19 protein-coding genes are annotated in these 23638 nt (G+C 44.7%); 7 read left to right on the forward strand and 12 right to left on the reverse strand.

All coding sequences use genetic code 11. The annotated features are described in order from the left end of the window. Nucleotides 1–7: 7 nt before the first annotated feature. The gene (locus HFD99_RS16205; protein WP_167440952.1) at nt 8–1618 is read right to left on the reverse strand and encodes a response regulator; all 1611 of its coding nucleotides are present in this window, start codon (nt 1616–1618) and stop codon (nt 8–10) included. Nucleotides 1619–1929: 311 nt separating this feature from the next. Here HFD99_RS16205 and HFD99_RS16210 point away from each other — a divergent pair, with 311 nt between their 5' ends. Further along, nucleotides 1930–4686: an Ig domain-containing protein gene (locus HFD99_RS16210; RefSeq protein WP_225164759.1), complete on the forward strand. Its 2757-nt coding sequence runs from the start codon at nt 1930–1932 to the stop codon at nt 4684–4686. A gap of 73 nt (nt 4687–4759) precedes the next feature. Here HFD99_RS16210 and HFD99_RS16215 read toward each other — a convergent pair whose 3' ends face one another. From HFD99_RS16215 to HFD99_RS16250, 7 genes are all read right to left on the reverse strand, one after another. Continuing rightward, a complete protein-coding gene (locus HFD99_RS16215; RefSeq protein WP_031461506.1) occupies nt 4760–5941 on the reverse strand; it encodes a DUF4272 domain-containing protein in 1182 nt (393 codons plus the stop codon). 58 nt (nt 5942–5999) lie between these two features. Further along, nucleotides 6000–6371, reverse strand: a complete 372-nt coding sequence (locus tag HFD99_RS16220; RefSeq protein ID WP_025364944.1) for a hypothetical protein — start codon at nt 6369–6371, stop codon at nt 6000–6002. A 416-nt stretch (nt 6372–6787) separates the two neighbouring features. Next, nucleotides 6788–7894: a Gfo/Idh/MocA family protein gene (locus HFD99_RS16230; protein WP_031461507.1), complete on the reverse strand. Its 1107-nt coding sequence runs from the start codon at nt 7892–7894 to the stop codon at nt 6788–6790. A gap of 74 nt (nt 7895–7968) precedes the next feature. Beyond that, complete coding sequence (locus HFD99_RS16235) at nt 7969–8697, reverse strand: ThuA domain-containing protein (protein WP_017426987.1); 729 nt, start codon at nt 8695–8697, stop codon at nt 7969–7971. Between the two features lie 36 nt (nt 8698–8733). Continuing rightward, nucleotides 8734–9906, reverse strand: a complete 1173-nt coding sequence (locus tag HFD99_RS16240; RefSeq protein WP_031461508.1) for a Gfo/Idh/MocA family protein — start codon at nt 9904–9906, stop codon at nt 8734–8736. A gap of 52 nt (nt 9907–9958) precedes the next feature. Then, nucleotides 9959–11020, reverse strand: coding sequence for a LacI family DNA-binding transcriptional regulator (locus HFD99_RS16245; RefSeq protein WP_031461509.1), 1062 nt, complete (start codon nt 11018–11020; stop codon nt 9959–9961). Nucleotides 11021–11123: 103 nt separating this feature from the next. Continuing rightward, on the reverse strand, nt 11124–11981 hold the full coding sequence (locus HFD99_RS16250; RefSeq protein ID WP_123797251.1) for a GRP family sugar transporter: 858 nt from the start codon (nt 11979–11981) through the stop codon (nt 11124–11126). A gap of 506 nt (nt 11982–12487) precedes the next feature. Between HFD99_RS16250 and HFD99_RS16255 the strand changes: the two genes are divergently transcribed. Further along, nucleotides 12488–14722: an alpha-galactosidase gene (locus HFD99_RS16255; RefSeq protein WP_123797252.1), complete on the forward strand. Its 2235-nt coding sequence runs from the start codon at nt 12488–12490 to the stop codon at nt 14720–14722. A 122-nt stretch (nt 14723–14844) separates the two neighbouring features. Here HFD99_RS16255 and HFD99_RS16260 read toward each other — a convergent pair whose 3' ends face one another. Beyond that, nucleotides 14845–15831 carry an aldo/keto reductase gene (locus HFD99_RS16260; RefSeq protein ID WP_045244610.1) on the reverse strand — a complete coding sequence of 329 codons (987 nt, stop codon included), beginning with the start codon at nt 15829–15831 and terminating at the stop codon, nt 14845–14847. A gap of 448 nt (nt 15832–16279) precedes the next feature. Here HFD99_RS16260 and HFD99_RS16265 point away from each other — a divergent pair, with 448 nt between their 5' ends. After that, complete coding sequence (locus HFD99_RS16265; protein ID WP_123797253.1) at nt 16280–17191, forward strand: AraC family transcriptional regulator; 912 nt, start codon at nt 16280–16282, stop codon at nt 17189–17191. 1 nt (nt 17192) lies between these two features. After that, the gene (locus tag HFD99_RS16270; RefSeq protein WP_019687336.1) at nt 17193–17570 is read left to right on the forward strand and encodes a TetR-like C-terminal domain-containing protein; all 378 of its coding nucleotides are present in this window, start codon (nt 17193–17195) and stop codon (nt 17568–17570) included. A 105-nt stretch (nt 17571–17675) separates the two neighbouring features. Here the strand turns inward: HFD99_RS16270 and HFD99_RS16275 are convergent, their stop codons facing one another. Next, entirely contained in the window at nt 17676–18671 is a 996-nt protein-coding gene (locus HFD99_RS16275) for a Gfo/Idh/MocA family protein (RefSeq protein ID WP_123797254.1), read from the reverse strand. Nucleotide 18672: 1 nt separating this feature from the next. Next, nucleotides 18673–19692 (reverse strand): Gfo/Idh/MocA family oxidoreductase, encoded by a 1020-nt coding sequence (locus HFD99_RS16280; RefSeq protein WP_019687338.1) that lies wholly within the window; start codon nt 19690–19692, stop codon nt 18673–18675. Nucleotides 19693–19872: 180 nt separating this feature from the next. Here HFD99_RS16280 and HFD99_RS16285 point away from each other — a divergent pair, with 180 nt between their 5' ends. Further along, a complete protein-coding gene (locus HFD99_RS16285; protein WP_016820820.1) occupies nt 19873–20739 on the forward strand; it encodes a MurR/RpiR family transcriptional regulator in 867 nt (288 codons plus the stop codon). 179 nt (nt 20740–20918) lie between these two features. On the opposite strand, the gene HFD99_RS16290 is transcribed toward HFD99_RS16285, so the two are convergent. Continuing rightward, nucleotides 20919–22046: an NAD(P)/FAD-dependent oxidoreductase gene (locus HFD99_RS16290; RefSeq protein ID WP_016820819.1), complete on the reverse strand. Its 1128-nt coding sequence runs from the start codon at nt 22044–22046 to the stop codon at nt 20919–20921. Between the two features lie 150 nt (nt 22047–22196). Between HFD99_RS16290 and HFD99_RS16295 the strand changes: the two genes are divergently transcribed. Both HFD99_RS16295 and HFD99_RS16300 read left to right on the forward strand, forming a co-directional pair. Continuing rightward, on the forward strand, nt 22197–22904 hold the full coding sequence (locus tag HFD99_RS16295; protein WP_019687342.1) for a lantibiotic protection ABC transporter ATP-binding protein: 708 nt from the start codon (nt 22197–22199) through the stop codon (nt 22902–22904). A gap of 1 nt (nt 22905) precedes the next feature. Further along, nucleotides 22906–23637, forward strand: coding sequence for a lantibiotic immunity ABC transporter MutE/EpiE family permease subunit (locus HFD99_RS16300; RefSeq protein ID WP_025364955.1), 732 nt, complete (start codon nt 22906–22908; stop codon nt 23635–23637). Nucleotide 23638 lies beyond the last annotated feature (1 nt).

The raw sequence follows: 23638 nt of genomic DNA on the forward strand, positions 1-23638 counted from the left end.
TACTTCATTATGATTGTGGTTGGCGGAAGGATTGCCGATACTCTTGCGGCACCTTGCCGAACTTTTTCTTGAACATATCGCTGAAATGCCTCACATTGTTATATCCTACTTGCTCGGCAATTTCGTACACCATCAGATCACTCTCTATAAGCAGCTTGAGGGCATGTTTCATTCGCACATCAGTGACGTGGTTTTTAAAATTTTGGCCGGTATGCTTCTTGAAAAAGCTGCTAAAATAGTAAGAGTTCATATAAAAAAGAGCAGCCATGGACTCCAGCGTTATATTGCTTGCATAATGCTCTTCGATATAGGTCTTAATCTTGATAAGCAATGCACTTTCTTTTCTTGTCAGCTTGCTTGCAAGCTGCTGCAGCATTTCCGATAAAATCTCCTCAATAACATGAGCAACATCGGCGTAGGAAGGACAAGGCGCCAGTCTTTCCAGTAGGGCTCCTTGCTTGCTACTAATGTATTCCATTCCTCCCCCGATCTCTGTAAGCTCCTGATTGATGGTCAAGATAGAGTTGTAAACCCCCGAAATGGCCAAGTTCTTATTCTCCCCGGTTTGAATCCTGATCTGCTCAAGTAACTGCTCTATCAGTAGTTGAAGCTGTTCCTTCTGCTGGTTAATCAGCGCTTTGACCAAATCAGATTGAAGCTCTGTAATGGTTCTATTCTCTGGCTGGACCCTCGTGAGCTCGTCTCCATACCGAATGACTTGATTCATTCCTATAAAATAATTTATTTTAAGCGCTTTCAAAGCAGAGCGATAGGATTTCGTAGTTTCTTCAATCCTCGTTACACTGAGCCCTATGCCGCACGAAACGCTCAATTTTAAATAGCTGTTAATTTTATGGTGAAGGTCAGTGGCCAGTTGAAGGGGGTATTCTCTCTGTTCATGTTGGATTAGAAGTGCAAAGCCCCCTTCTTTCTGAACCAGCAATCCGTTGCCCGCGTTCAGTTCCTGATCTAATGTCTCTCTAATGATATTGGATAAGGCAAAGTTTACTAGATTGCGTTCCCGCTCCTCCCACTGTGAGCTGTTGGTATTCTCATCAATCTCCAGCACACACACGGTAGTCAATCGGCTTATCGCTATGGCTCCCATTTGTGTGAGTGCGGTGAGTGTCTTTTGTTCCCCATCCAACAACCCGTCAAGCAGCTGTTCTATTGTTGTCAAGCGATTCTTTTTTTCGTAATAAGTCAACATCTCTTTATTGCGCTCACCGTTGGATTCTTCCCGGAGGATTGAGGCTGCCTTTGCTATTACCTTTTCGAGCTGATTTTTATTTATAGGTTTTACCAGATAATCCAGCGCTCCTAACTGAATAGCTTGACGGGCATAGACGAATTCTTGAAAAGCGCTGATAAAAATAACTTTGGCATGGAATCCTTGTTCATTCAATTCTGAAATAATATCAATGCCGCTTCCACCTGGCATGCTAATATCGCTGATAATGAGGTGAGGTTCATGTATACGTATTAGATCGCGGAGTTCTTTCCCATCATTAGCTTCACCAACAATGGTAATCCCAAGCTCTTTCCAGGAAATCAGTTTTTTTAAGCCGCGTAATATGACAGGTTCATCGTCTGCAAGCAATAATTTAATAGTTTTCATGAATAAGTCCTCCTTGCTTGAGCTTATTACTTGTTTGTATGTTCTTAAACCCTATTTTTGTTTCATAAAATATCATGCGAATGAAAACATATAAATGAACTTATTGCATCTTTATGTGTGGTTTTTTTAACCAATTGTTTGAATATGCTGGCCTCTACTCCAGTTGTGGACTTCAGCCAATAGTTGCATGTGTTGTTGGAATTCACTAGTTTTTATGCATATTTCTCTAAAAAAAACAGCATACCTCTCCTTCTCCATTCTGCTATTGTGTTTCTTGAATAAACAGCAAAGGAGGAGATTTTCTGAACAGAATGTATAAACTATACCAAATGAGTATGTGGAGACGAATGACAGCCCTTTTTTCTGCCCTAATTTTTGCCGCCATATGTATACCTTGGTCGCCAGCATCTGCTTCGGTGTCTACAATGGAACTGCCGAAGGCAACCGATGCTGTAGAAATTATGGAAACAACCAACAACGGATTTCTGCATCCCGGGATCGGAGTAACCAAGGACATTCTTGAAAACATGCGGGCACAAATTATGGCGAAGCAGGAACCCTGGTATTCGTATTATAAGGCCATGTTGGTATCGTCAACCACCTCAAAGTCGATTACATCAAGCAACCAAAATCCTATGGAACCAACGAAACCGGCCAGTGATGCTTTTAACAGCCAGAGTTTTAACTCGCGATTTATATCCGATGGTTTGAAAGCGTATACACAAGCACTGCTATATTATATTTCAGGCGATGAAATCTACCGGGCTAATGCTATGCGCATTATTCGCATTTGGTCCCAAATGGACCCTGCGAAATACACCTATTTCACCGATGCTCACATTCATACTGGGATTCCGCTGAACCGGATGGTAACAGCCGCAGAGATATTGCGGTACTCCAGTTGCAAGACGGAATCCTTGAGGTGGACGGACCAGGATACGGCCAATTTCAGCAACAATCTCATTATTCCGGTTACGGAAACGTTTCTTCACGATAACAATCATTTCATGAACCAACACACTTATCCCCTGCTGGGAGCTATGGCAGGATATATTTTTACAGACAACACCGATAGATATGAAGAGGCTGTAGAATGGTTTACTGTGAACAAAACGGCAACAGATCAAGGAATTAACGGCTCAATTAAACAACTATTTCGTCTAGTTGACACCAATTCTGTAACGGGAGAGAAACTGGATAAACCGGTCATCCAGCACGTGGAAATGGGCAGGGACCAGGCTCACGGCGCGGGAGACATTACAAATGCAGCGATTATTTCCCGAATGCTTCTTGCCCAAGGTACAAAAATAGATCCGGTAAAAGGCACGGTCTCAAATGCTCCGAATGCGGTGGATATTTTTGATTTTCTGGATCACCGAATTCTGACGGCAGCCAATTATTTTTGGCAATACATGTTGGGATATGATACCCCTTGGACCCCAGTGGTTTATACCATGGATGCGAATGGTAACCCAATGGGCATCTATAGGACGATATCCGATTTTTATAGAGGTAGAATGAACACCGCCCAGTTTTGGGACATATACTACTATTATACTTACAGCAAAGGAGTCAATCTCTCAGAGAAGGCGCCGTACTTTTATGAAGCGTTTAGAAAACGTATCCCACCAAATTATTATTACAAAGGTACACTATCCAAAGCATGGGAGAGTCCAGACGGTGGCGGTGATTTCTGGTTGTATATTCCTCCGGCAGCCGTTTTGGAGGGGTCAAATAATGTCCCGAAGGAAATGACAAGTGATGCTGTAGTAGAAATTGAAGACCGATACACAGCTCTTGACAGCCGTTCGACAACCAAGCAGGAAGGTACAATTTCCTATGTGGAAATTACAGCAACGGACGAGGGCAGCACTATTGTACCTTTGAATCTTTCCTTCGGTCAGCGAACCTCCACCAAACTCATCGGCTTGAAAATCAGGACCCAAGGAATCGCAACTCTTGAACTAAGTAAAGAAAAAAACTCTGTTCCTTTCCATACGATTTCGCTGCCGGATACAAAAGGACAATGGAGATATGTCACCTTTGATATGTCCATCGACAGAGTTTCATATGCTCAGATGGATGAAAACTATAGTCTTATGTATATGAAGGTAAAGGGAAACGGTGCCCAGGTAGACCTGGATCACTTCCATGTCCTGGCGGGTAGCCAGTTGTCCGTTCCAGCGTTTGCCTCCGGATCATCCACACTGAACTTATTTATGTATACAGGCGGAACGATCAACGCAGATTTTTCGGCTACGGATTCGAGCGCTTCAGGTATCATTACCTATGAAATGGCAGATGGGCCTAAGGGCGCCATCTTGGATGCCCACACCGGCGCCTTCACTTGGACTCCTACGCAAATCGGAACAAGTTCTTTTACCATCGTGGCCAGCGACGGGACCTCATTAGCTACGAAACATGTAAAAATTGAGGTGACAGCTGACCGACCATCTGCTGTTACTGCAGCTACCACCGGATATAATTCGGCTGAGAATTATGTGTCAGCCTCCCTTGCGACTTACACAAATGCATATACAGACGTTATCAATCATATTGCAACGGATACAGATGCAGCGTTTTATGCCAAATTGCAAACCGTTCGTGAGGCAGTAGAAGGATTAGAGCTTCTAAATATCAATTTGCAGGATGGAAGCCTCAACTTTGTGAAGATGCTATCTACGTCTTCCTTCGGCAATTATTTATCAAGTCTCACGGATCATAATGACAACAGTTATGTCGCTTACGGATTGGCTTCGAATCAGTACCATACCCTTGACTTTGGAAGTAAGTTTAAAATCAATGCGCATGTTTTCGATGTCCAAGGCAGAAGAAGCTTTCCCGAGCGGATCTCCGGTCTTGCCGTGTTTGGCTCGAATGATGAGAAGAATTGGACCCGTTTGACGGATCAGCTCACTGTACGAACCGAAGAAAAGCAACGGCTTTACGTGAGGAATGAGTATAAAAACACCCCTTTCCGCTTTTTCAAGCTGGCGATAATCGAGCCGCAAAGTACGATGTTTGAGATCAGTGAATTGCGAATTTACGGTCAACGTCATGAATTTTAAGTAAAGTGCCCCACACCAAACAAACAATCCTCTACCTATTTGGTAGAGGATTGTTGCTTTCTTACGCTTCCTATTATGTATCTGTGCGCACATCATCCCAATCCTGTCCCATGTAACCAGTGAGCCATTTTAGCACACGATGACGTTCATACACTACACCATCATCCAGATTTCCAGGGGCTGGCTGTTTATGAATACGGCTATCCACACACATCCAGTCGTAACGACAGATTAAATCGGCTTCATCTAAAATTTCCTTGCTACTGCGCAGCCTTGAGCTTGACAGAAAAGCCTCAAATGAGTCAAATTGCTGCAACTTTGAAACAGACAATGGCACGTCGCAAATACCAGTTGGGTCACCTAGCTTCTCAAGATGGCCCAAAGCCCATAACAGAGTCCAAAAGCCTTCATAACGCCAGGAGAACTGGACACCCTCTGACTCATCGTCATACTCATTGGATAGGAACCTCTTCTCTTCTGGTGAAAAGAAACAGTCCGCGCCATACTGATCAGTCACTTGATTTATCATTCGATTCGTATCATCCATGCTTTCGCCCGCACCGATACACTCGCCTTTCAGGGCTACAATACACAAAGCAACGGCACGGCCAGCCACTTCCTTAAGGGAACGGATGCTGTCTGCGGCTTCATCTCCTAGCCTTCCTGGGATCGGCGGCATTTGCGTAAAGCCTTGATCGAGCAATATCTTTTCTGACTGCAGCTTTCGCTCCATCCCGGATTCGCTAATTTGATCCTCTCCGTACAAATAACTAACATGAGCAGTCACTGTATAATCTTCCACTTCCGAACGTCCATTCACATCTAGTAGCAGACTTCCGTCAGGTGCAAGCAAATCACCGCCACCCCGGAACATCAGTCCATCCAGCGAATTTATGATATCAAGTAATTCGGCAAAAAAGGCTTCAGATATATCCTCCTCAGTCTCCACACCAATCACCATATTCAGCGTACTCATTTTGATCAACAGCTTTTGCTGCAACTGTTCGTTTTCAGCAGGAATTTGACTAAAAAAGTTTATCATTCCGTTAAGCATGGAGGCAAACTCCTCCGGATTCGTTTTGCTGGTCATTATGTTAAATCCTTTGATCTTTCTACTAAACCAGCCCCGGCTTTTGACCTCAAACTTAGTTTTGCTTTCATTCACGTGTATCTTGTTGTTGGGATAAATCGACTTTAATAGTCTCTCAACCTGATCCAGATCAAAGGTTGAGCTGTAAAGCGCACAATTTCTCATGATGACCTCCTTATGAAAATACTACGAATAGCCGATGTTTGTTATGGGCACGATTCAACTAACTCTGCAAAATTCGATGCAGTAATGCCTCTCCCTCATTCTCAAACCTTCGGTGTTCCTTCAGAAATTCAGGAACATCTTGCAACCGGGAAGGTCTGTACCCAGGACCGCCACACCCACAGGAATGGTAAGAGTATCCGTTTCGATACAAAAGCTCTACCTTTTTCCACTGCTTGATATCCGTTTGCTTCGGAGCCTGAAAATCATGACCCATGTCATGCATGGGCGTCTGGCATTGCGGACAGACATGTACAAGCCGCTCATATTCATCCTTTGGCATCTCAAAGCGGGATGTTTGCTTATACACCTTCCTACAAGTAAAGCAGGCAAAGATATCTTTGTATGGACCGTACATTGCATATCTACACATATTTTCACCCTCTTCAAAAATTGAAATTGATCTGATATTTTTCTTGAATTATCAAGAATACATTCACAGCGCCACCGTATTAAGAATACAATGATGTCCAGCTGATGTTTCTTTTATATTAGAGCGAAATTACAGAACTAATCAAGCTATAAGGTCCGTTCTAGCGCATTACTCGCAGTAGTGATGTTATTTTTTATAGCATAAAAATCTTGTTCAAGGCTCGAAATGATTGTAGCATGATGTCTTGAAAGTTAACTAAGAAGACTCCTAAGCCGCAGTCAAATCGGGGCTGGAGCCTTCTTTTTTAAGTAATAAATAGTCAAAGCAGAATGTGCAAATCCCAGACCGACTTCTGGGACAGCCCTCCAGTCTTATAATTCTTGTATGCTGCAGGTCAGCTTCAGACTGATACTCGTTTACACATCTAATGTATACAAGGGCAGGTTTTCCGGTAAAGCCGACGGGCGCTGACAGGTGCTCTGCATCGTATAAAAGGTCTCTTGATCGGAAGAGTCATGGAACGCCCACATCGCTTCCAGCACATGGTAGGCCAGTTCCCCGCTAGCGCGGTGAGGCCGTCCGCTACGGAGAGCATAGGCCATATCGGCAACACCGATACCCCGTGTATTCTCCTTGTATCCCGGCAGCAGCGGTGCCTCTGTCCATTCTTGTTCGCCTAACAGTCTATAGCGAACTGGTCCTCCGAACGTGTTCGGGTCAGGCACCTGTAGCGTGCCATGCGTACCATACACCTCGATCGGTGGCAGAGTGCTTCCACCAAAGATGTCAAAGCTGGTAATCAGCGTACCGACAGCTCCTTGCTTGAAGCGCAACAATCCGGCTACATGGGTCGGAATATCGACCGGGATGGTCTGGCCTTTCTTTTTCTCGCTCGTAATCGTTCGCTGATCCATCGCCTTGCTGGTCATGCCCGAAATAGCAGTAATCGGTCCCAGCAGTTGTACCAGAGCCGTCAAGTAATAAGGGCCCATATCAAACATCGGCCCGCCGCCGACTGCATAATAAAATTCAGGATCGGGATGCCAATGTTCATGCCCACGGCTCATCATGAAAGCTGTAGCAGCTACTGGATTCCCAATGACACCGTCCTCAATCAGCTTCAATGATGTCTGTATACCGGAACCGAAGAAAGTTTCCGGTGCGCAGCCAACAAGTAGTCCTTTTTGACGAGCAAGATCCAAGACAGCCTGGCCCTGCTCACGGGTGACGGCAAGTGGCTTCTCCACATAGACATGCTTGCCAGCCGCAAGAGCTCTGAGACACACCTCGGCGTGAACGGCCGGTATGGTCAAATTAATGATAAGTTCGATCTGCGGGTCAGCTAAAATCTCATCTACTGTATATACGTTCGGAACGTTGAACGCTATCGCCTGCTCCTCTGCTCGACCTTGGTCCAGATCCGCTACTGCGAACAGCTCCAGAATGTCGAAACGATGGCAATTTTCCATGTAAATTCCGCTAATTTTACCACATCCGATAATGCCTACTTTCATTTTGTTCATGCTGGACTCCCTTCTCCTTGAGAAAAAATGGATAATGGCGTTCTTTTATTACATCGGATACCATCCTGTTCGCGCTACTGCTGCTGGTTGTCTGCCATACCCGTGTATGCCTCTGCCAGCAAGCTACCGTAGCTGGTCGCTGCCTGTTTGCCTGCCGCGGTCCACAGGAACCCGCTGCGCATCATCTCGGTCACTTGAGGTATATCTATAATATCTGCGTGATGACCTAGCGAATTGTAGAATACGCGTCCGCTTCCCCACCGCTTTGTCCATACAACAGGCATATCCACCGGCCCATTAGCCGAATGAGGTCCTGGTACGACCGGGAAGCGTGTGGTTGCCAGCACCTCAACTGCAGGGTCTACATGGAGGTAGTACTGCTCGCTTTTGACCTGAAAATCCTCAATATGGTCCAGCAGCGGGCTGGAGCCACGCTTTATGTTCACCATATACTCCACTCCATCATTACCGGGATGAGCAACCCATTGCCCGCCTGTCATGAACTGCCAGTCCACGTTGTTCCGAAAGGCATCACACATGCCACCGTGACAGCCTGCCAGACCTACACCGCTTTGAACCGCTGCTGAGACATTATTGACTAGTTCCTGCTCGATCTGGCCCATAGTCCACATTGGAATGATCAGGTCCAGGCCAAGCAGTTTCTCCGCATCCTGGTAGGCATCAAGGGTATTAGACACCTCCACCTCGAACTGTTCTTCCTTTAAAATGCGTTCAAAAATAGCCGCCACCTGCTCGGGCTCATGTCCGTTCCATCCACCCCATACAATCAGTGCCTTGCGCATCTATAATCCACTCACCTTTCGGAATGTGTTGTTATACTACATTTCTTCAATGGATACCCAGCGACGTTCCTTTATAGATCGTTCTACTGCTTCAAGCACAGCCTGACAAGCGACCCCGTCGTGGAAATTCGGCGAAGGTTGCCGTCCTTCGGAGATGGCACTCAACATCTCAAGCATCTCGTGGGTGAAGGTATGCTCAAATCCAATTGTATGTCCTGCAGGCCACCAGGCTTCGGAATATTTGTGTGCTGGATCGGTGGCGAGCACTCGGCGGAAGCCCTGAACGTCTTCCTCATCCTGTGTGAAATACACTTCCAGTTCATTCATCCGCTCAAAGTCAAACCGTACACTGCCTAGACTACCGTTGATTTCGAATGAATTTGTACTCCGATGTCCGGCAGCAAAGCGTGTGGCCTCGAAGCTGCCCAGCGCACCTCCAGCAAAGCGTGCTAGGAACAGCGTGGCATCATCGACCGTCACTTCTCTCATTGGTGCATTGGCCTCGGTACTCCTTTTGGAGCTCAATCCGCTCATCTCCATAGCCAGCGGACGCTGTTTGATGAACGTCTCGCTCATGCCGATAACTTCGTCGAACTCGCCGACCAGAAACCGAGCGAGATCAATCAGATGGGCGCCAAGGTCTCCATGAGAGCCAGAACCGGCCACTTCTTTTTGCAACCGCCATACCAGCGGAAAGGACGGGTCCATGATCCAGTCTTGAAGGAAAAACGCACGGAAATGATAGATTTTGCCTAGGCGACCGCTTTCGACGAGCTGCTTCGCCAGCTGGACAGCCGGAGAAAAGCGGTAGTTGAAGCCAATCATATGGTTGACTCCTGCTTTCTCTGCTGCCTGCAACATGTCACGGGAATCTGCCAGTGAAAGCGCAAGCGGCTTCTCACAAAACAGATGCTTGCCATGGAGGGCAGCCTCGATAACAATTTCCTTATGAGCATTACTCGGGGCGTTAATGTCAATGAGATCAATATCGTTACGTTTCACTAGATCACGCCAATCCGTAACACTCTCGGTCCAGCCGAACTGGCGGGCAGCCGCCTGAACCCCCTGCTCGTTACGTCCACAGATGACGGACATCTCTGGCTGCAGCGGGGCATCTGGGAAGAACATAGGTAGACTACGGTAAGCGTTGCTGTGAGCCTTGCCCATAAATTTGTAGCCAACCATTCCAATACGAAGACGATTAGACATGTCGTGATCCTCCTTATAGGTATGAGTTTCAACGAATTATTGATGAATGGTGTTATTGACGAATGGATGACGCCCTGATAATCAGCTCTGTGGACAGAAGTTCTCTTATTGAGTCGCACCCAGTCGCAGTCAGTTCCAGAGCCGGAATGTGGTCCTGAGAATCGGGTATAAGCTTCGAGGCTGCAAGCTCCCCCATCTCATAAAAAGGAACACGAACACTGCTTAGTGGGGGAACAGCCATCTCAGCCGCATCCGAATCGTCATAGCCCACAAATGCTGGGAACTGGTCAATTGCCAGTCCGCGCTCACGGAGACCCTGCATTACGCCGAGGGCCATCCGGTCGTTCGCCGCAAATACGGCATCAATATCATCTAATTTGTCTGCGATGGTAGCCGACGCTTCGAGCCCGCTTCGACGACTGTAATTGCCTTGCAGAATCAGCTCATAGTCATATTCAATACCGGCCTCCTGAAGCGCGATGAGATAACCCTTCAAGCGCTCCGTACTGTTGGAATAGATATCCGGACCGTTGAGAAAGGCTATCCGCTTGCACCCCTGCTCAATGAGATGACTAACGGCCGCTCGGCTTCCTTCTACATGGTCTGCATCCACTTCACAGAACGACTGCCCTTCGAAATGGTGATTCATGACACAGAACGGTCGCCCCTCTTGCTGAAGTCTCTTCAGAGCCTCCACCTCATCGTGGTCATCCCTTGCTCCAAGGATGATACAACTGTCGACCTTCTGCTGACGGAAAAGACTGCTGTAGTCCATCCGTTCCCCCGGTTTTCGGAATAATAGTAGTAGATCGAGCCCGCTGTCTCTGGCTTTATTGCCGATGCCGCTCAGCATCTCAGAGAAAAAATAAGCAGAGAACAGATGCGCCTTCGGGACATAAGGCATAACCACACCAAGATGGCCACTCTTGCTTCGGGCAAAGTTGCGGGCCAATGCACTGGGAACATATCCAAGTTGATTGGCAACGTCCAGGACCCTTTTCCGCGTATCTTCCTTAATAGGACCGGTCGCGTTCAATACTCGAGACACCGTCGCTTCAGACACGCCAGCGAGTTCTGCTACTTCCTTGCGCGAAACGATATTTCCCACCTCCAATCATTTTATGTACGCGCGTACATTTTCTCATGCTGCTATATCTCTGTCAATCCCGAAAAACGTGCCCTATGGATATATAAGCTTTTTTCTCCACAAATTCTCTCTAGGGCTTAAGCAGGCTGATCATTCCTACTCCTATCATCAGCACCGTAATTCCCACAAGTATAGCTATCCATTCCTGAGAACTTTTCTTTTCCTTAAATATTAAAATGCTACCGACACAAGCAATCGCAATGCTCGCTTGAGAGATCGGAAAACTAGCCGCCATGCCGATCAAACCGTTGGAAATAAATAGTGCTAGATTAGCAATGCTCCAAACCAATCCTGTAGACAAATTGCGAAGTACTGGAGAGAATCGCAGCCGATGTTTGCCTTTCAGATTCATGACTATGGCCGAGCATAACATCCCGAGCGATTGCGGCAGAATGATGGACAACCCAGATATATTAAAGTACTGATTGATAACTACATAACTGCTTAACGCTAACCCGGAGCAAAACAGCATCATGATAATTCCTAATCGCAAAGGCTTAGACAGCCCAGCAGACTTGCCCTGATAGCTGGTCAATAGAACTCCCGCCAAAATACATAGAAGAGAACCAACACCCATCCCATATTGGTAACCTGTTATCCATTCACCCAAGATAAGTGCAGCAAATAACGTCGTCCCTAACAACTGTAGACCGCAAATGACAGGAATGGCGATCGATACGCTTACTTTTTGGAAAGATCGAAACTGGAGCAATTGTCCAGCGGCCCAGAAAATACCGGATATAAAACTTATCCCAAAAGGAATCGGTGCTAATGAGGCTGGCTGAATGATATACAAGCACAGAGCAAACAACACAGCACCAATAACAGTACCTGTCAGCTGTTCTCGGGGACTGGCTTTAGTCATATACGCCAATATCGGCATGACTCCCCAGCCGACAGCTGGAATAAAAGCAGTTATAAAATCCACGTGCCGTTCTCCTCCCGCAAAAAGTATTTTTCCTACAATCGTTAAAAATACCATGCAGGAAAAAAACAACAATTTTACGATAGCAAAAAAAACCGCTTTCAAATACTAATAATATTTTTATAGATTTATATAGTAAAACCAAAGAAGTTGTTCCCTATATGTGCTTCTCCCACAATTATATAGAATCAGATCCAATATATTTTTAAGCTCTGAACTGGGATGTGTATCCAAATCCTGAAAATCATATTCTGGTCCATTCGCACCTTCCTCGTACTTTTCCCAACATAGAATCTATGTTTGTTAATTTATCACTATAGCATAAGTTAAGGATGACAAATAACAAGAAATAAGGTTGAACCTAACTATAAATCCCCTTTGGAAGATTCTTTGTTTTTCCCATAATACGCTTAAAAAAAGTAATGTATTTTCTATCCCTGGCTTTGTTATGCTGAGTTCAATAATAACGCTTTCAACAGGTCTGTTATATTTTGAAAGGAGCTATGTACATGGCTAGTATACAAGTTAACCCAAAGGAACGTACATTTCACTTAACGAACAAATACTGCAGTTATCTTTTCCGTGTCATGGAGAACGGGCAATTGGAGCATTTATATTATGGCAAAAAAATGGAGTACCTAGGTCAATATGACCGTTTTATTGAACGAAGCTACCGCTCTGTGTCTGTCGGTGAGTTTGATGGCGACTTGGTAACATCATTGGAAAGCATTAAGCAGGAATTTCCTTCTTCGGGAAGTGGAGACTTTAGAGAACCAGCAGTTGAGATCATGCAGGAGGATGGTTCTCATATAATGGAGTTCATATTTGACCGTTACGAGGTCATCACGGGGAAACCTAAAATCCCCCATCTCCCTGCTACGTTTTGTAAGGAAGCAGATGAAGCAGAGACACTCCTGATCACGCTGACCGATTCCCTTACAGGGGCGGTTGCCGTACTTGCTTACACCATCTTCAGTGAACTGCCTGTAATCACGAGATCCGTATCCATAACGAACTCCGGAAATAGTACTCTGAGAGTCAACCGTCTAATGAGCATGAGCCTCGATCTTCCTGACTCCGAATATGAATTTGTTCATTTGTCGGGGGCATGGGGTAGGGAACGACATGTGGAGCGTACACCACTCAGACCAGGTGTTCAGTCCATTGGGAGCACACGAGGAATTAGTAGTCATATTCACAATCCATTCATGGCGCTTGCCAAACCGGGGTCTCAGGAACACCAAGGAGAAGTATATGCAGTTAATCTCGTCTACAGTGGAAACTTTCTTGCCCAGGCGGAAGTGGACAGCTACTCAACTACCCGACTGAGCCTCGGTATTCATCCTGACAAATTCTGCTGGACTCTGAAGCCTGGAGAATGTTTTTATTCGCCCGAAGCAGTTATGGTCTACTCACAGAACGGTTTGAACGGAATGAGCCAGGCGTTCCATCGCCTATACAATAAACACTTAATTCGTAGTAGCTGGGCCGAACGGGAACGACCTGTATTAATCAATAACTGGGAGGGAACCTACTTTGATTTTACCGAGAAGAAAATAGTGGATATGGCTAAAAAAGCAAGTGAACTAGGGATTGAGCTCTTTGTCTTGGATGACGGTTGGTTCGGTCAAAGAAACAATGATACTTCCTCACTCGGTGACTGGTTTGAAAATCGTGAAAAGCTACCGAACGGAATCTCGAATTTGGCAAAGAAGATCAATGAGCTCGGTATGAAATTCGGTCTTTGGTTCGAGCCGGAAATGGTTAACTCCGACTCTCATATTATGAGGGAACATCCAGACTGGGTTGTGGGAACACCCGGGCGTAAACGCAAGCATGGACGGCATCAGTATGTTCTTGATTATTCCCAACCGCCTGTTGTGGATTACCTGTTTAAGTTAATGGATGACGTACTTTCTTCTGCTCACATCGAATATGTAAAATGGGATATGAATCGCTGCATTTCAGAAGCCTATTCATTATCTCTTGGCAAGGAAAGACAGGGCGAGTTTTTTCACCGTTACGTTCTAGGCGTATATGCTTTATATGAGAAGCTGATTACCAAATACCCTGAGATTTTGTTTGAGTCCTGTGCTTCCGGTGGGGGACGGTTTGATCCAGGGATGCTTTATTATGCTCCGCAAACATGGACGAGCGACGATAGCGAAGCTATTGAACGTCTTAAGATTCAGTATGGCACTTCCATGGCCTATCCGCTTAGCAGCATGGGTGCTCATGTGTCAACCATTCCGAACCACCAGGTAGGCAGAACTGCACCGCTACAAACCAGATCAAATGTCGCCTACTTCGGTGTATTCGGTTATGAACTTGATCCCTTGGCCTTGACCGAGGAAGAGTGCAGTATAATCAAAAAGCAAATACAATTGTATAAACGTCACCAACGATTAGTTACCCAGGGAACGTTTTATCGTCTGCTAAGTCCTTTTGAAAAAAATGAGACAGCTTGGATGACTATTGATGCAGAACGTGAGCATGCTCTCGTCGGCTGGTACCAGGTGCTCTCGCGCCCCAATGCAGCTTATTCAAGGCTAAAGCTCATCGGACTGGACGAAAAGGCAGTATATTTCGTGGAAGAACTGGACCGTCGTTTTACAGGCAGCGAGTTAATGAACATCGGACTTATACTCACCCCGCCTTATCAGGCTGACCAGGATTTTAATATTGCGGAGAAATGTGATTTTTCATCTCAATTATTCACTTTAACTAAAGAGACTTCCTCTTAAACATATCGTACCGGGTGAAATCATTTTCGTGTAAATTCGATGATTTTACCCGGTACAACTCTCTGAAAATAAGGGTTTCCTTCAATCCATACTGATAGCTACGAAAGACTTGAACAATTAAATCACAGACCTGTTCTTCTCTCCAACTCCTCTGTATATCTCGCGCCCATCAATGTGATTTGTGAAGCTGCGTTGCTAATGTTCCGCACATCTTCAGACGTAAGCTGAAGGGTCACGGCACCTAGATTTTCTTCCAAACGACTCAATTTCCGCGTGCCCGGAATCGGAACGATCCACGGCTTTTGGGCAAGCAGCCAGGCGAGTGCAACTTGGGCTGGTGTTGCCTTTAACTGCTCAGCCATCTCTTTAAGCAGGTCCACCAGCACCTGATTGGTCTCTAGCGCTTCTGAAGTAAAACGCGGAAGAATATTGCGCAAATCACCATGACTGAATGTCGTGTCTGCGTTAAAACTCCCCGTTAGGTAACCCTTGCCCAAAGGACTGAACGGAACGAAGCCAATGCCGAGCTCTTCAAGCGCAGGAAGGAGTTCCTCTTCTGGACGTCTCCACCACAGAGAATATTCACTCTGAATTGCAGTGAGCGACTGAACGGCGTGTGCTCGACGGATCGTCTGGACTCCTGCTTCAGATAATCCCCAGTGCTTCACCTTTCCTTCTCGGATCAGATCTTGCACGGCTCCCGCTACCTCTTCAATTGGCACATCTGGATCGACCCGGTGCTGATAATACAGATCGATGGCTTCAATCTTGAGACGTTTAAGCGATGCTTCGGCAACTTTCTTGATATGCTCAGGGCGACTGTTCATACCGAACTGCTTGCCATCCTGAATATGGAAGCCGAATTTCGTGGCAATCACGACTTGGTCGCGAACAGGAAGAAGCGCTTCGCCTAAAAGTTCCTCATTCGTATAAGGTCCGTATACTTCGGCGGTATCAAAGAAAGTTACGCCGCGCTCGACTGCTTCCCGAATGACTGAGATCATTTTCTTTGGATCAGAAGCTGGGCCATAACCGTAGCTCATTCCCATGCATCCAAGTCCCATCGCAGAAACTTCCAGACCGCTATTTCCCAATTTACGCTTTTGCATCATGAATTCCCCTTCCTTTAATACAATTTTATCTTTATCGAGCAAGTGAGTTGGTAATTATAGATGTTAATTATCTTTGTTTAGTTAATTGGCTTACGATTCTGTCAAGAGAACTATTATATAATTGTTTGAAACCTTCATGCTCTTCAAACTCTATTAATGTGATAAGCCTTTGAACCAATAAGTTCCTAAACCAACGATTCAAATGATTCATCTTCTCCCTCTGTTGAAAATTGTTCTTGTTAAATGCCGTTATCTTGAACCCACTTCCTATTCCGTTATCCACCTCCTTGCTTGATTCTGTGAGTTTAGTTTTATTATGCCAAACAGAAGAAGCAAAGCGTTATCTCATTTGTCTTAATTGATTGCCTGATCCTATCACCACTACTTTTGTTACAGGCAGTTGCGTTTTATAATGGAGCAAGACAAACTCGCAAGGAGGATTTGAATGTCGGCGAACATTCTTGAACAACAAAAAGAGCTCACCAGTTTGATCGAGCGTCACTCACTTCAAAATAGTTCGAGGGAAACAGCAATTCCTTCCCTTTTTTTCTATCAGCATTCCAGCAAAACCGAGCCTGTTTACCGGGTTTACAAACCTTCCTTTTGTTTTGTTGTTCAAGGTTTGAAAGAAATTTTGCTGGCACAGGAAAATTTCAAATATGGACCTTCCGATTATCTGATCGCGTCTATGCATCTGCCAGTGATCGGTCAAATTATAAAAGCTTCTCCAGGATCTCCTTACCTAAGTCTCAAGCTCGAATTTACCCATAATCAGATCCTTGAGGTACTGAACGATTCTAAAATCCAGGTCAAATTAAAAGAAAACGCCAAACGTGCCTTATTCGTCGGCCGAATGGAACCGTCTATTCAGGATGCTGTGCTTAGACTTGCCCGCCTGCTGGATACTCCAGAAGAAATCCCGTTTCTCGCCCCACTCTACACAAAAGAGATTCTGTACAGACTCCTTCAGGGCCCCTATGGAGCCGAATTGGCTCAGATTGCGGTCGAAGGAAGCAGCACCTATCGAATCCGGGAAGCTATCGACTATATTGTTCAACATTGGGATCAGTCTTTTCGGATCGAAGATCTTGCAGAGACCGCCAGTATGAGCATTTCCTCATTCCATCGGCATTTTAAAGAAGTAACCTCCATGAGCCCGATCCAGTTTCAGAAACAGCTGAGACTTCAGGAAGCCCGTCGTATCTTAATGGCTGAATCGGCGGATGCCGCGGATGTCGCTTACAGGATTGGTTACGAGAGTTCTTCCCAATTTAGCCGTGAATACTCTCGCATGTTCGGTGCTCCCCCAAGAGCGGACATCAAGCGATTGAGGGAAAAATACGACCAGGTCCTATGATTTGCTGGATAAGCTGATCGCCACACATATTGATGAACTCCGAAGATTGTGCAATGAATCGGCCCATTTGAGCTTTACAGAAGCCGAAATGATCTGGTTTGAATATTTTGAGGCTAATTATTTATTTTTCTCCACAATGCTGGTGAGTAAGGGCGCTCCTTACTTCCGCACTCAATTCCTTGAATTTATGATGGATGAACTTCGGGAAGAGGTCGACATGAATGAAGAGAGAAATCGAGGATTAAACAAAGAAGTAGTTGTCCGTTATGCAGCGTCCGCTGTAGTGGGGATCATGGAGTGGTGGTTTATGAACGAAAAACCTCTCCCACCGGACGAGATGGCCGAGCAAATTGGCATGCTTTTAGACCGGAAATTGTGAATCTGGGCGAAAAAAGAGTAGCAGACGTATCTATCTGCTACTCTCACATCCATGAGTCAGAAGCAGCTCAAGCGAGTTGCTTCTTCAATTTTAGGTACAAGTATTTTAAAGATTATGTTTATCAGGACCAAACACAAGATTCGCCGACTGTTTGGCCTCCTCAATGACATTCATAACCTTTTCGCTATGTTCAAGCATATCCGAGACCTTTTCCAAATCGTTGTCACGGATGATACGGTCGAATTCAACGAATTCGTCATACATACGATGCGAATGATCCTTCAGATCCACACGGATGGGCATTTCCTTATTAGGAGTGTATTCAAAATAATCGCATATATTAGCTGAACTCGCCATGTGTATATAGCCTTTATTGCCTTGAATGTTCACTGCATTGGGTGCCGTACTGTCTTTTGAACCTATGCAAACACACTTAAAATCGCCGTAATCAAGTAGCAGTATGCCTGAAGTATCAATTCCACGTTCCATGTTCGCCAAATATTCTACCTTCTTAGGGCTCCCGAAAAGGCCAACAACAAAATGAATATTGTATAAATTGATATCCATCAAGGCTCCGCCAGACATTTCTGGATTAAACGCAGGCTGGATTACTCCCGATTTAAAAGCCTCATACCGAGATGAATATTGAGAATAGTTGCATTCAACTATTTTAATCTCACCAAGCTTAGGCAGATACTCCTTCATGGAAAAATAATTTTTCAAATATTGATTCGTAATGGCTTCCACCAATACCAGTTTTCTTTGCTGAGCAATTTCTTTTAGCTCTAGAAATTCATGCAAATTGGATGTGAACGGCTTCTCACAAATGACATGTTTACCACTCAGTAATGCTTCTTTGGCATATGAATAATGAAGATGATTAGGCAACCCAATATAGACAGTATCAACGTCATTATTCATCAGGATTTTGCTGTAATCCGAATAAATCTGAGAGATTCCATATTTACGTTGCCAATCTAGTAATTTCTCCTCATGGCTAGGTCTAGAACAAATGGCCTTTAATAAGATAGTCGGGATTTCCTGAATAAAGCTCAATAGATCCCCTACAATCATTCCTGCTCCGACAATTCCCAATTTCATTCTAGTTACACTCCTCTATACCCTTCTCAAGTATTTCCATTGAAGTTATTGTTTCTTCATCTGTAATCGCTTTTTCTTTGCCGTGTATGATCGAATGATAGAGATCGTCATATACTCGGGCATAATCTCCTTTTTCAGAAACAACTTTTTCTTCATGGTACTCTCCATCGTCATCCAGGTACGTTAAAATGCCATAATGCTCAGGCTGGTCGATGCCGAAATCGGCGTGTCCCTTAGGCAGATAGTATAATTTAAGATGCTCCTCCTGACGATCCTTTGTCTGCTTTATAAAAACGCCTTTTTTGCCGTATACTACAAAACTCGGCCGCTCTTTTAAACGAAAAAAGCTGGATTTGATGGATACCTTGAGTGAAGAATAATAAAAATCCAGATCAAAATAATCATTCATTCTTCCAGAACCGAGCAATTGGCGCACATCGTAATGGATCGTGTCAGGCTTCCCAAAATAGGAAAGAACCTGGTCAATGGTATGAGCGCCATGTCCATAAAGGTAACTGTTATATTTGGAAAAATGAGAGGTGGAGTTGGGGGTTTCAGGGCGATAATAATCGAAATGCATTTCCACCTCCAGCAAATCACCGAGTTTTCCTGATTCAATAACCTTCTTTGTAGTGAGGAAATCCGAATCGTAACGTCTATTCTGATAGCACTGTATAATCAGATTTTTCTCCTTGGCATATTGGAAGATGGACACAGCTTCTTCTTTCGTTAACATAAAGGGTTTCTCGACAAGTACATTTTTTCCGTGGTCGAGTGCCATTTTCGCATAAGTGTAGTGAGATTCTACAGGTGTACAGACAACAATCAACTGAATTTCCTTATCGTTCATTAGAGAATCAAGATGATCCGTATACTGAACTCCTGGGGTTTTCTCCCACTCCCCTTTATCTGGATTACGCGCGTAGATCGTCTTTACGTTCAAATGATCTCTGGTCAATGAAAAAGGAAGATGATACCGATTGGTACTTTTGCCATTCCCAATATAACCGATAGTAAGCATATTAATTCCCCCTAGGCTCTTTTTCATTTATTATAGTAGAAGAAGGTCAATCGTAAAGAATTTGCCATCAAAATGGTACATTTAACCGAATATTTGTAAGCATGGCGGCTTGTTTTTAAACAAAATGTTTATTTGGTATCTTTTGTAAAACGTTAGTTCAATTGAACCGGGGGGAACCTGTTGAAAATACTGATGCAATTATCTGAAATGCAAAACTTTACACCAAACGAAAAAAGCATTGCTTCCTATATTTTGGTCCACAAGGAAGCGATTCTGCACTTAAATATTCAGGAGCTTGCCAAAGCTACGTATACTTCGCATTCCGCCATTAATCGATTAATTCACAAACTTGGGCTATCCGGCTTCAAGGAGTTTATAATAAAACTCGCTCGGGAATTTCAGCAAGATACCCAGAATATATCCAATGTTGACCCTAACTATCCATTCGGGATTGATGAAACCCCACTTCAAGTGGCGAAAGAAATTGCAGAATTAATGAAGGAAACGATTGAAAAAAACTTTACATTCATGGATGATAACTTGCTGTCACAAACGGCTCAGTTGCTGGATCAAGCGAACAGGATCTTTATATATGCGTTAGGCGATTCACAAATCCGAGCGAAAAGTTTTCAGAATAAATTAGTAAAAATCAACAAATACGTGGTTATAGCCACAGAGCTGTCTGAATGGGCTTATCATACGGCTAATCTAACTACAGAGGATTGCGCTATTTTCTTAACTTACCACGGTAAGTCACCGATTTTTTTAAAAGCAGCACGACATTTTACGCGTGAGAATATCCCTTTTATCACCATTACAGCTACCAATCAAAGTGAGTTGGCCAAACGAAGTAGTATATGTATCCAGGTGCCTAATGACGAAGTAAAGCATGCCAAGATTGGTACTTTTTCGTCGCAAATTGCCTTTGACTATGTATTAAACGTGATTTACTCCTGTATATATAAAATTGACTACTTGAAAAATATGCAAACCCTAACACAATCGTTGGAGAATTCGCATCTCAATGACATGATGAATGACGTGTAGAGGGATTAGCTTCTCTCTAACTGCAAAATAAGTGGCAACTTATAAGTATATATGGTTGTTTTTCGGCAAATAAGGTCTAGTTAGTATTATGCTAACTAGACCTTTGTTTTTTTATTGCTTGCTAGAATCTGCCATACTGGCGGCTTCTTATGCTTTTCAACTATTGTCCACATTAAAGGTCAATTTTCATCAATAGCGTTTCGAATATCGTAATCATCGATGTTAATATCCAAAGCCATCCCAAGTGCTAATCTTGCCAGTTGATCTCCAATGAAGGGACCCATGGTCAGCCCGGATGCTCCAAGCCCATTGGCAACGATAAGACCGTTCCAGCCAGGGACAGCTCCAAGTACCGGTAGAAAACCGGGGGTAAAAGGACGAAAACCGACTCTTACCTCCTGAAAAGTGCTATTTGCTAAATCAGGTGCTAACTCTAAACCTTTATTTAGGATTTCCTGCATCCCGCCTGCTGTTACTCTTGTATCGTAGCCTTCGATTTCATTCTCGTGAGTTGCCCCAATTACGATCTTCTGTTGATCAAACGCCAACAAGTATTGATCAGTAGGCGGCATGATTACAGGCCAGGTGCCGGTATCTTGTTTGACAGGAACCTGCAAATGCATAATCTGTGCCTTTTGAAAACTAACCTTAAAGCGAATGCCCAACGGCAGCATCAGTTGATTGGCCCATGCACCTGCACAAACAATGACTTCGTCAGATGAGAAGCTGCTTGCGCCGACCGTTACTCCGGTTACATGGTCGGAATCATACTGAAGCGCAGCATCCCCATGGATAAGGGTTGCCCCATTTCTTTGGGCTGATCGGATCAACGCATCACGCAGCGCTCGACCATCTATACGAGCGGCACCGCTAATATGAACAGAATGATAGTGATCTACTAATAAGGGAAAACGTTCATGGGTTTCCTTTTGATTTAGTTGCGTAATTTCGCCGATTTCTGGTGCATCTGTATGTCGTAAGCGTGCCCGTTCCTGCATTTTTTTAATTTTCTCCGAATCATCATGAATACTGAGAGCCCCGACTTGAGCATAGCCAGTTTCTGTTTCTCCCTCGCTTTTGAGTTCTTCAATCAACCCGGGGTAAAAACGTGCGCCTGCTTTGGCTAGCTGGTACCAAGCCTGATTGCGTCGCTGTGATAGCCAGGGACAGATAATGCCAGCAGCTGCATCTGTCGCCTGTCCTTTATCTTTGCGGTCTACAAGAATGACATCAGCGCCCATTTTTGCTAACTGGTATGCTGTCGATGCCCCCAGAATTCCTGCTCCGATTACGATAACCTTCTTCATGAATACATCCCTTTCCTAAATCACTGTATCCATTATAGCGAATACTGCATGAATGCATAAAGTTTGAAACATTAATATTTCAATCCTTATAAAGTTCTTAGAATTGATCTGTAAAGTAATTGTCAGAACGAATGAAAAGGATGAACTGATATGGATAACATTATTTTACAGACTAAAAATCTCTGCAAAACCTTCAGACGACAACAGGCGGTGAACAACGTCACATTGTCTATTCAGGAGAATTCCGTGTATGGTCTGCTCGGCCCGAATGGGGCAGGAAAATCAACTACTTTAAAAATGTTAACCGGTATGCTACGCCCCACGGCCGGTGAGATTTTATTTCAAGGAAAACCCTGGTCCCGAAAAGATCTGGCTCAGATCGGTGCACTGATCGAAGCTCCTCCCCTCTATGAGAATTTGACAGCTAGAGAGAACCTGAAGGTTCGCACAACGTTGCTTGGACTACCTGACTCGCGGATTGATGAAGTGCTGAACATTGTTGATTTGACCCATACCGGGAAAAAGCGCTCGGGCCAGTTCTCGATGGGCATGAAACAGCGGCTAGGCATTGCGATTGCTCTCCTCAATCATCCCAAGCTATTGATCTTAGATGAACCAACCAACGGACTAGACCCCATTGGTATTCAGGAGCAACGCGAGTTGATTCGCTCCTTCCCGAAGCAAGGAATTACCGTAATTCTTTCCAGTCATATCCTATCCGAAGTCGAACAAATCGTTGACCATGTTGGGATCATTGCTGGCGGCGTATTAGCTTATCAAGAGGCGGTCACTCCAGGACAAAACCTGGAATCGTTGTTCATGCAGATTGCACAGGAATACCGAAAGGGAGGTGAGTAGCATGCAGCAAAACATAGCAGCCGAACATTTAAAATTAAAGCGCACCTTCACGAAAAAGCTAGTCTGGCTGGCTCCCATCGTTACTCTTCTTCTATGTACCGGGCTCATGGGAGGACATATGTTCCAAAGCGCCAGCTACAACTGGTGGTATATCATGCTGCTACCAGGTGCTCTCACCTTAATGTGCTCAGGAGTCATCCAAAAGGATGGCAAGAAGCTGAAATACCGTGCTATCCTCGGCATGTCTGTGGATTTGGCCCAGGTATGGTACGGGAAAATCGGGGTTTGCGTAAGGCTCTTAATGGTTTCATCTATTATCCTATTTGTAGGGATAACTCTTGGCGGATTCGTATTCTCATCTTCCGTGACACTAGCAGGAAGCGTCGCTGCAACTCTGATACTTTTTGTTACCTTTTTGTGGCAAATTCCACTTTGCCTGTTCCTAACGGACCGAATAGGCATGTTTGCCACCCTAATCATCAACATGCTGGGCAATGTAGCCTGCACCATCTTGTTCGCAACGTCTTCTATATGGTGGGCGGTACCCTATGCTATTCCAGCTCGATTGATGTGCGCCGTCATTCAAGTGCTGCCTAATGGGCTTGCTATTCTTTCAGAAGATCCACTTTTGGATAGAGGCGTAATTGTGCCCGGCCTAGTGATCACCGTTGGTCTATTCATGATTCTGTCCGTCCTGACGGCCATGTCTTTCCGCAAGCGGGAGGCTAAGTAAG

Source organism: Paenibacillus sp. EKM301P, assembly GCF_011800295.1.
Classification (GTDB): Bacteria; Bacillota; Bacilli; order Paenibacillales; family Paenibacillaceae; genus Paenibacillus; species Paenibacillus polymyxa.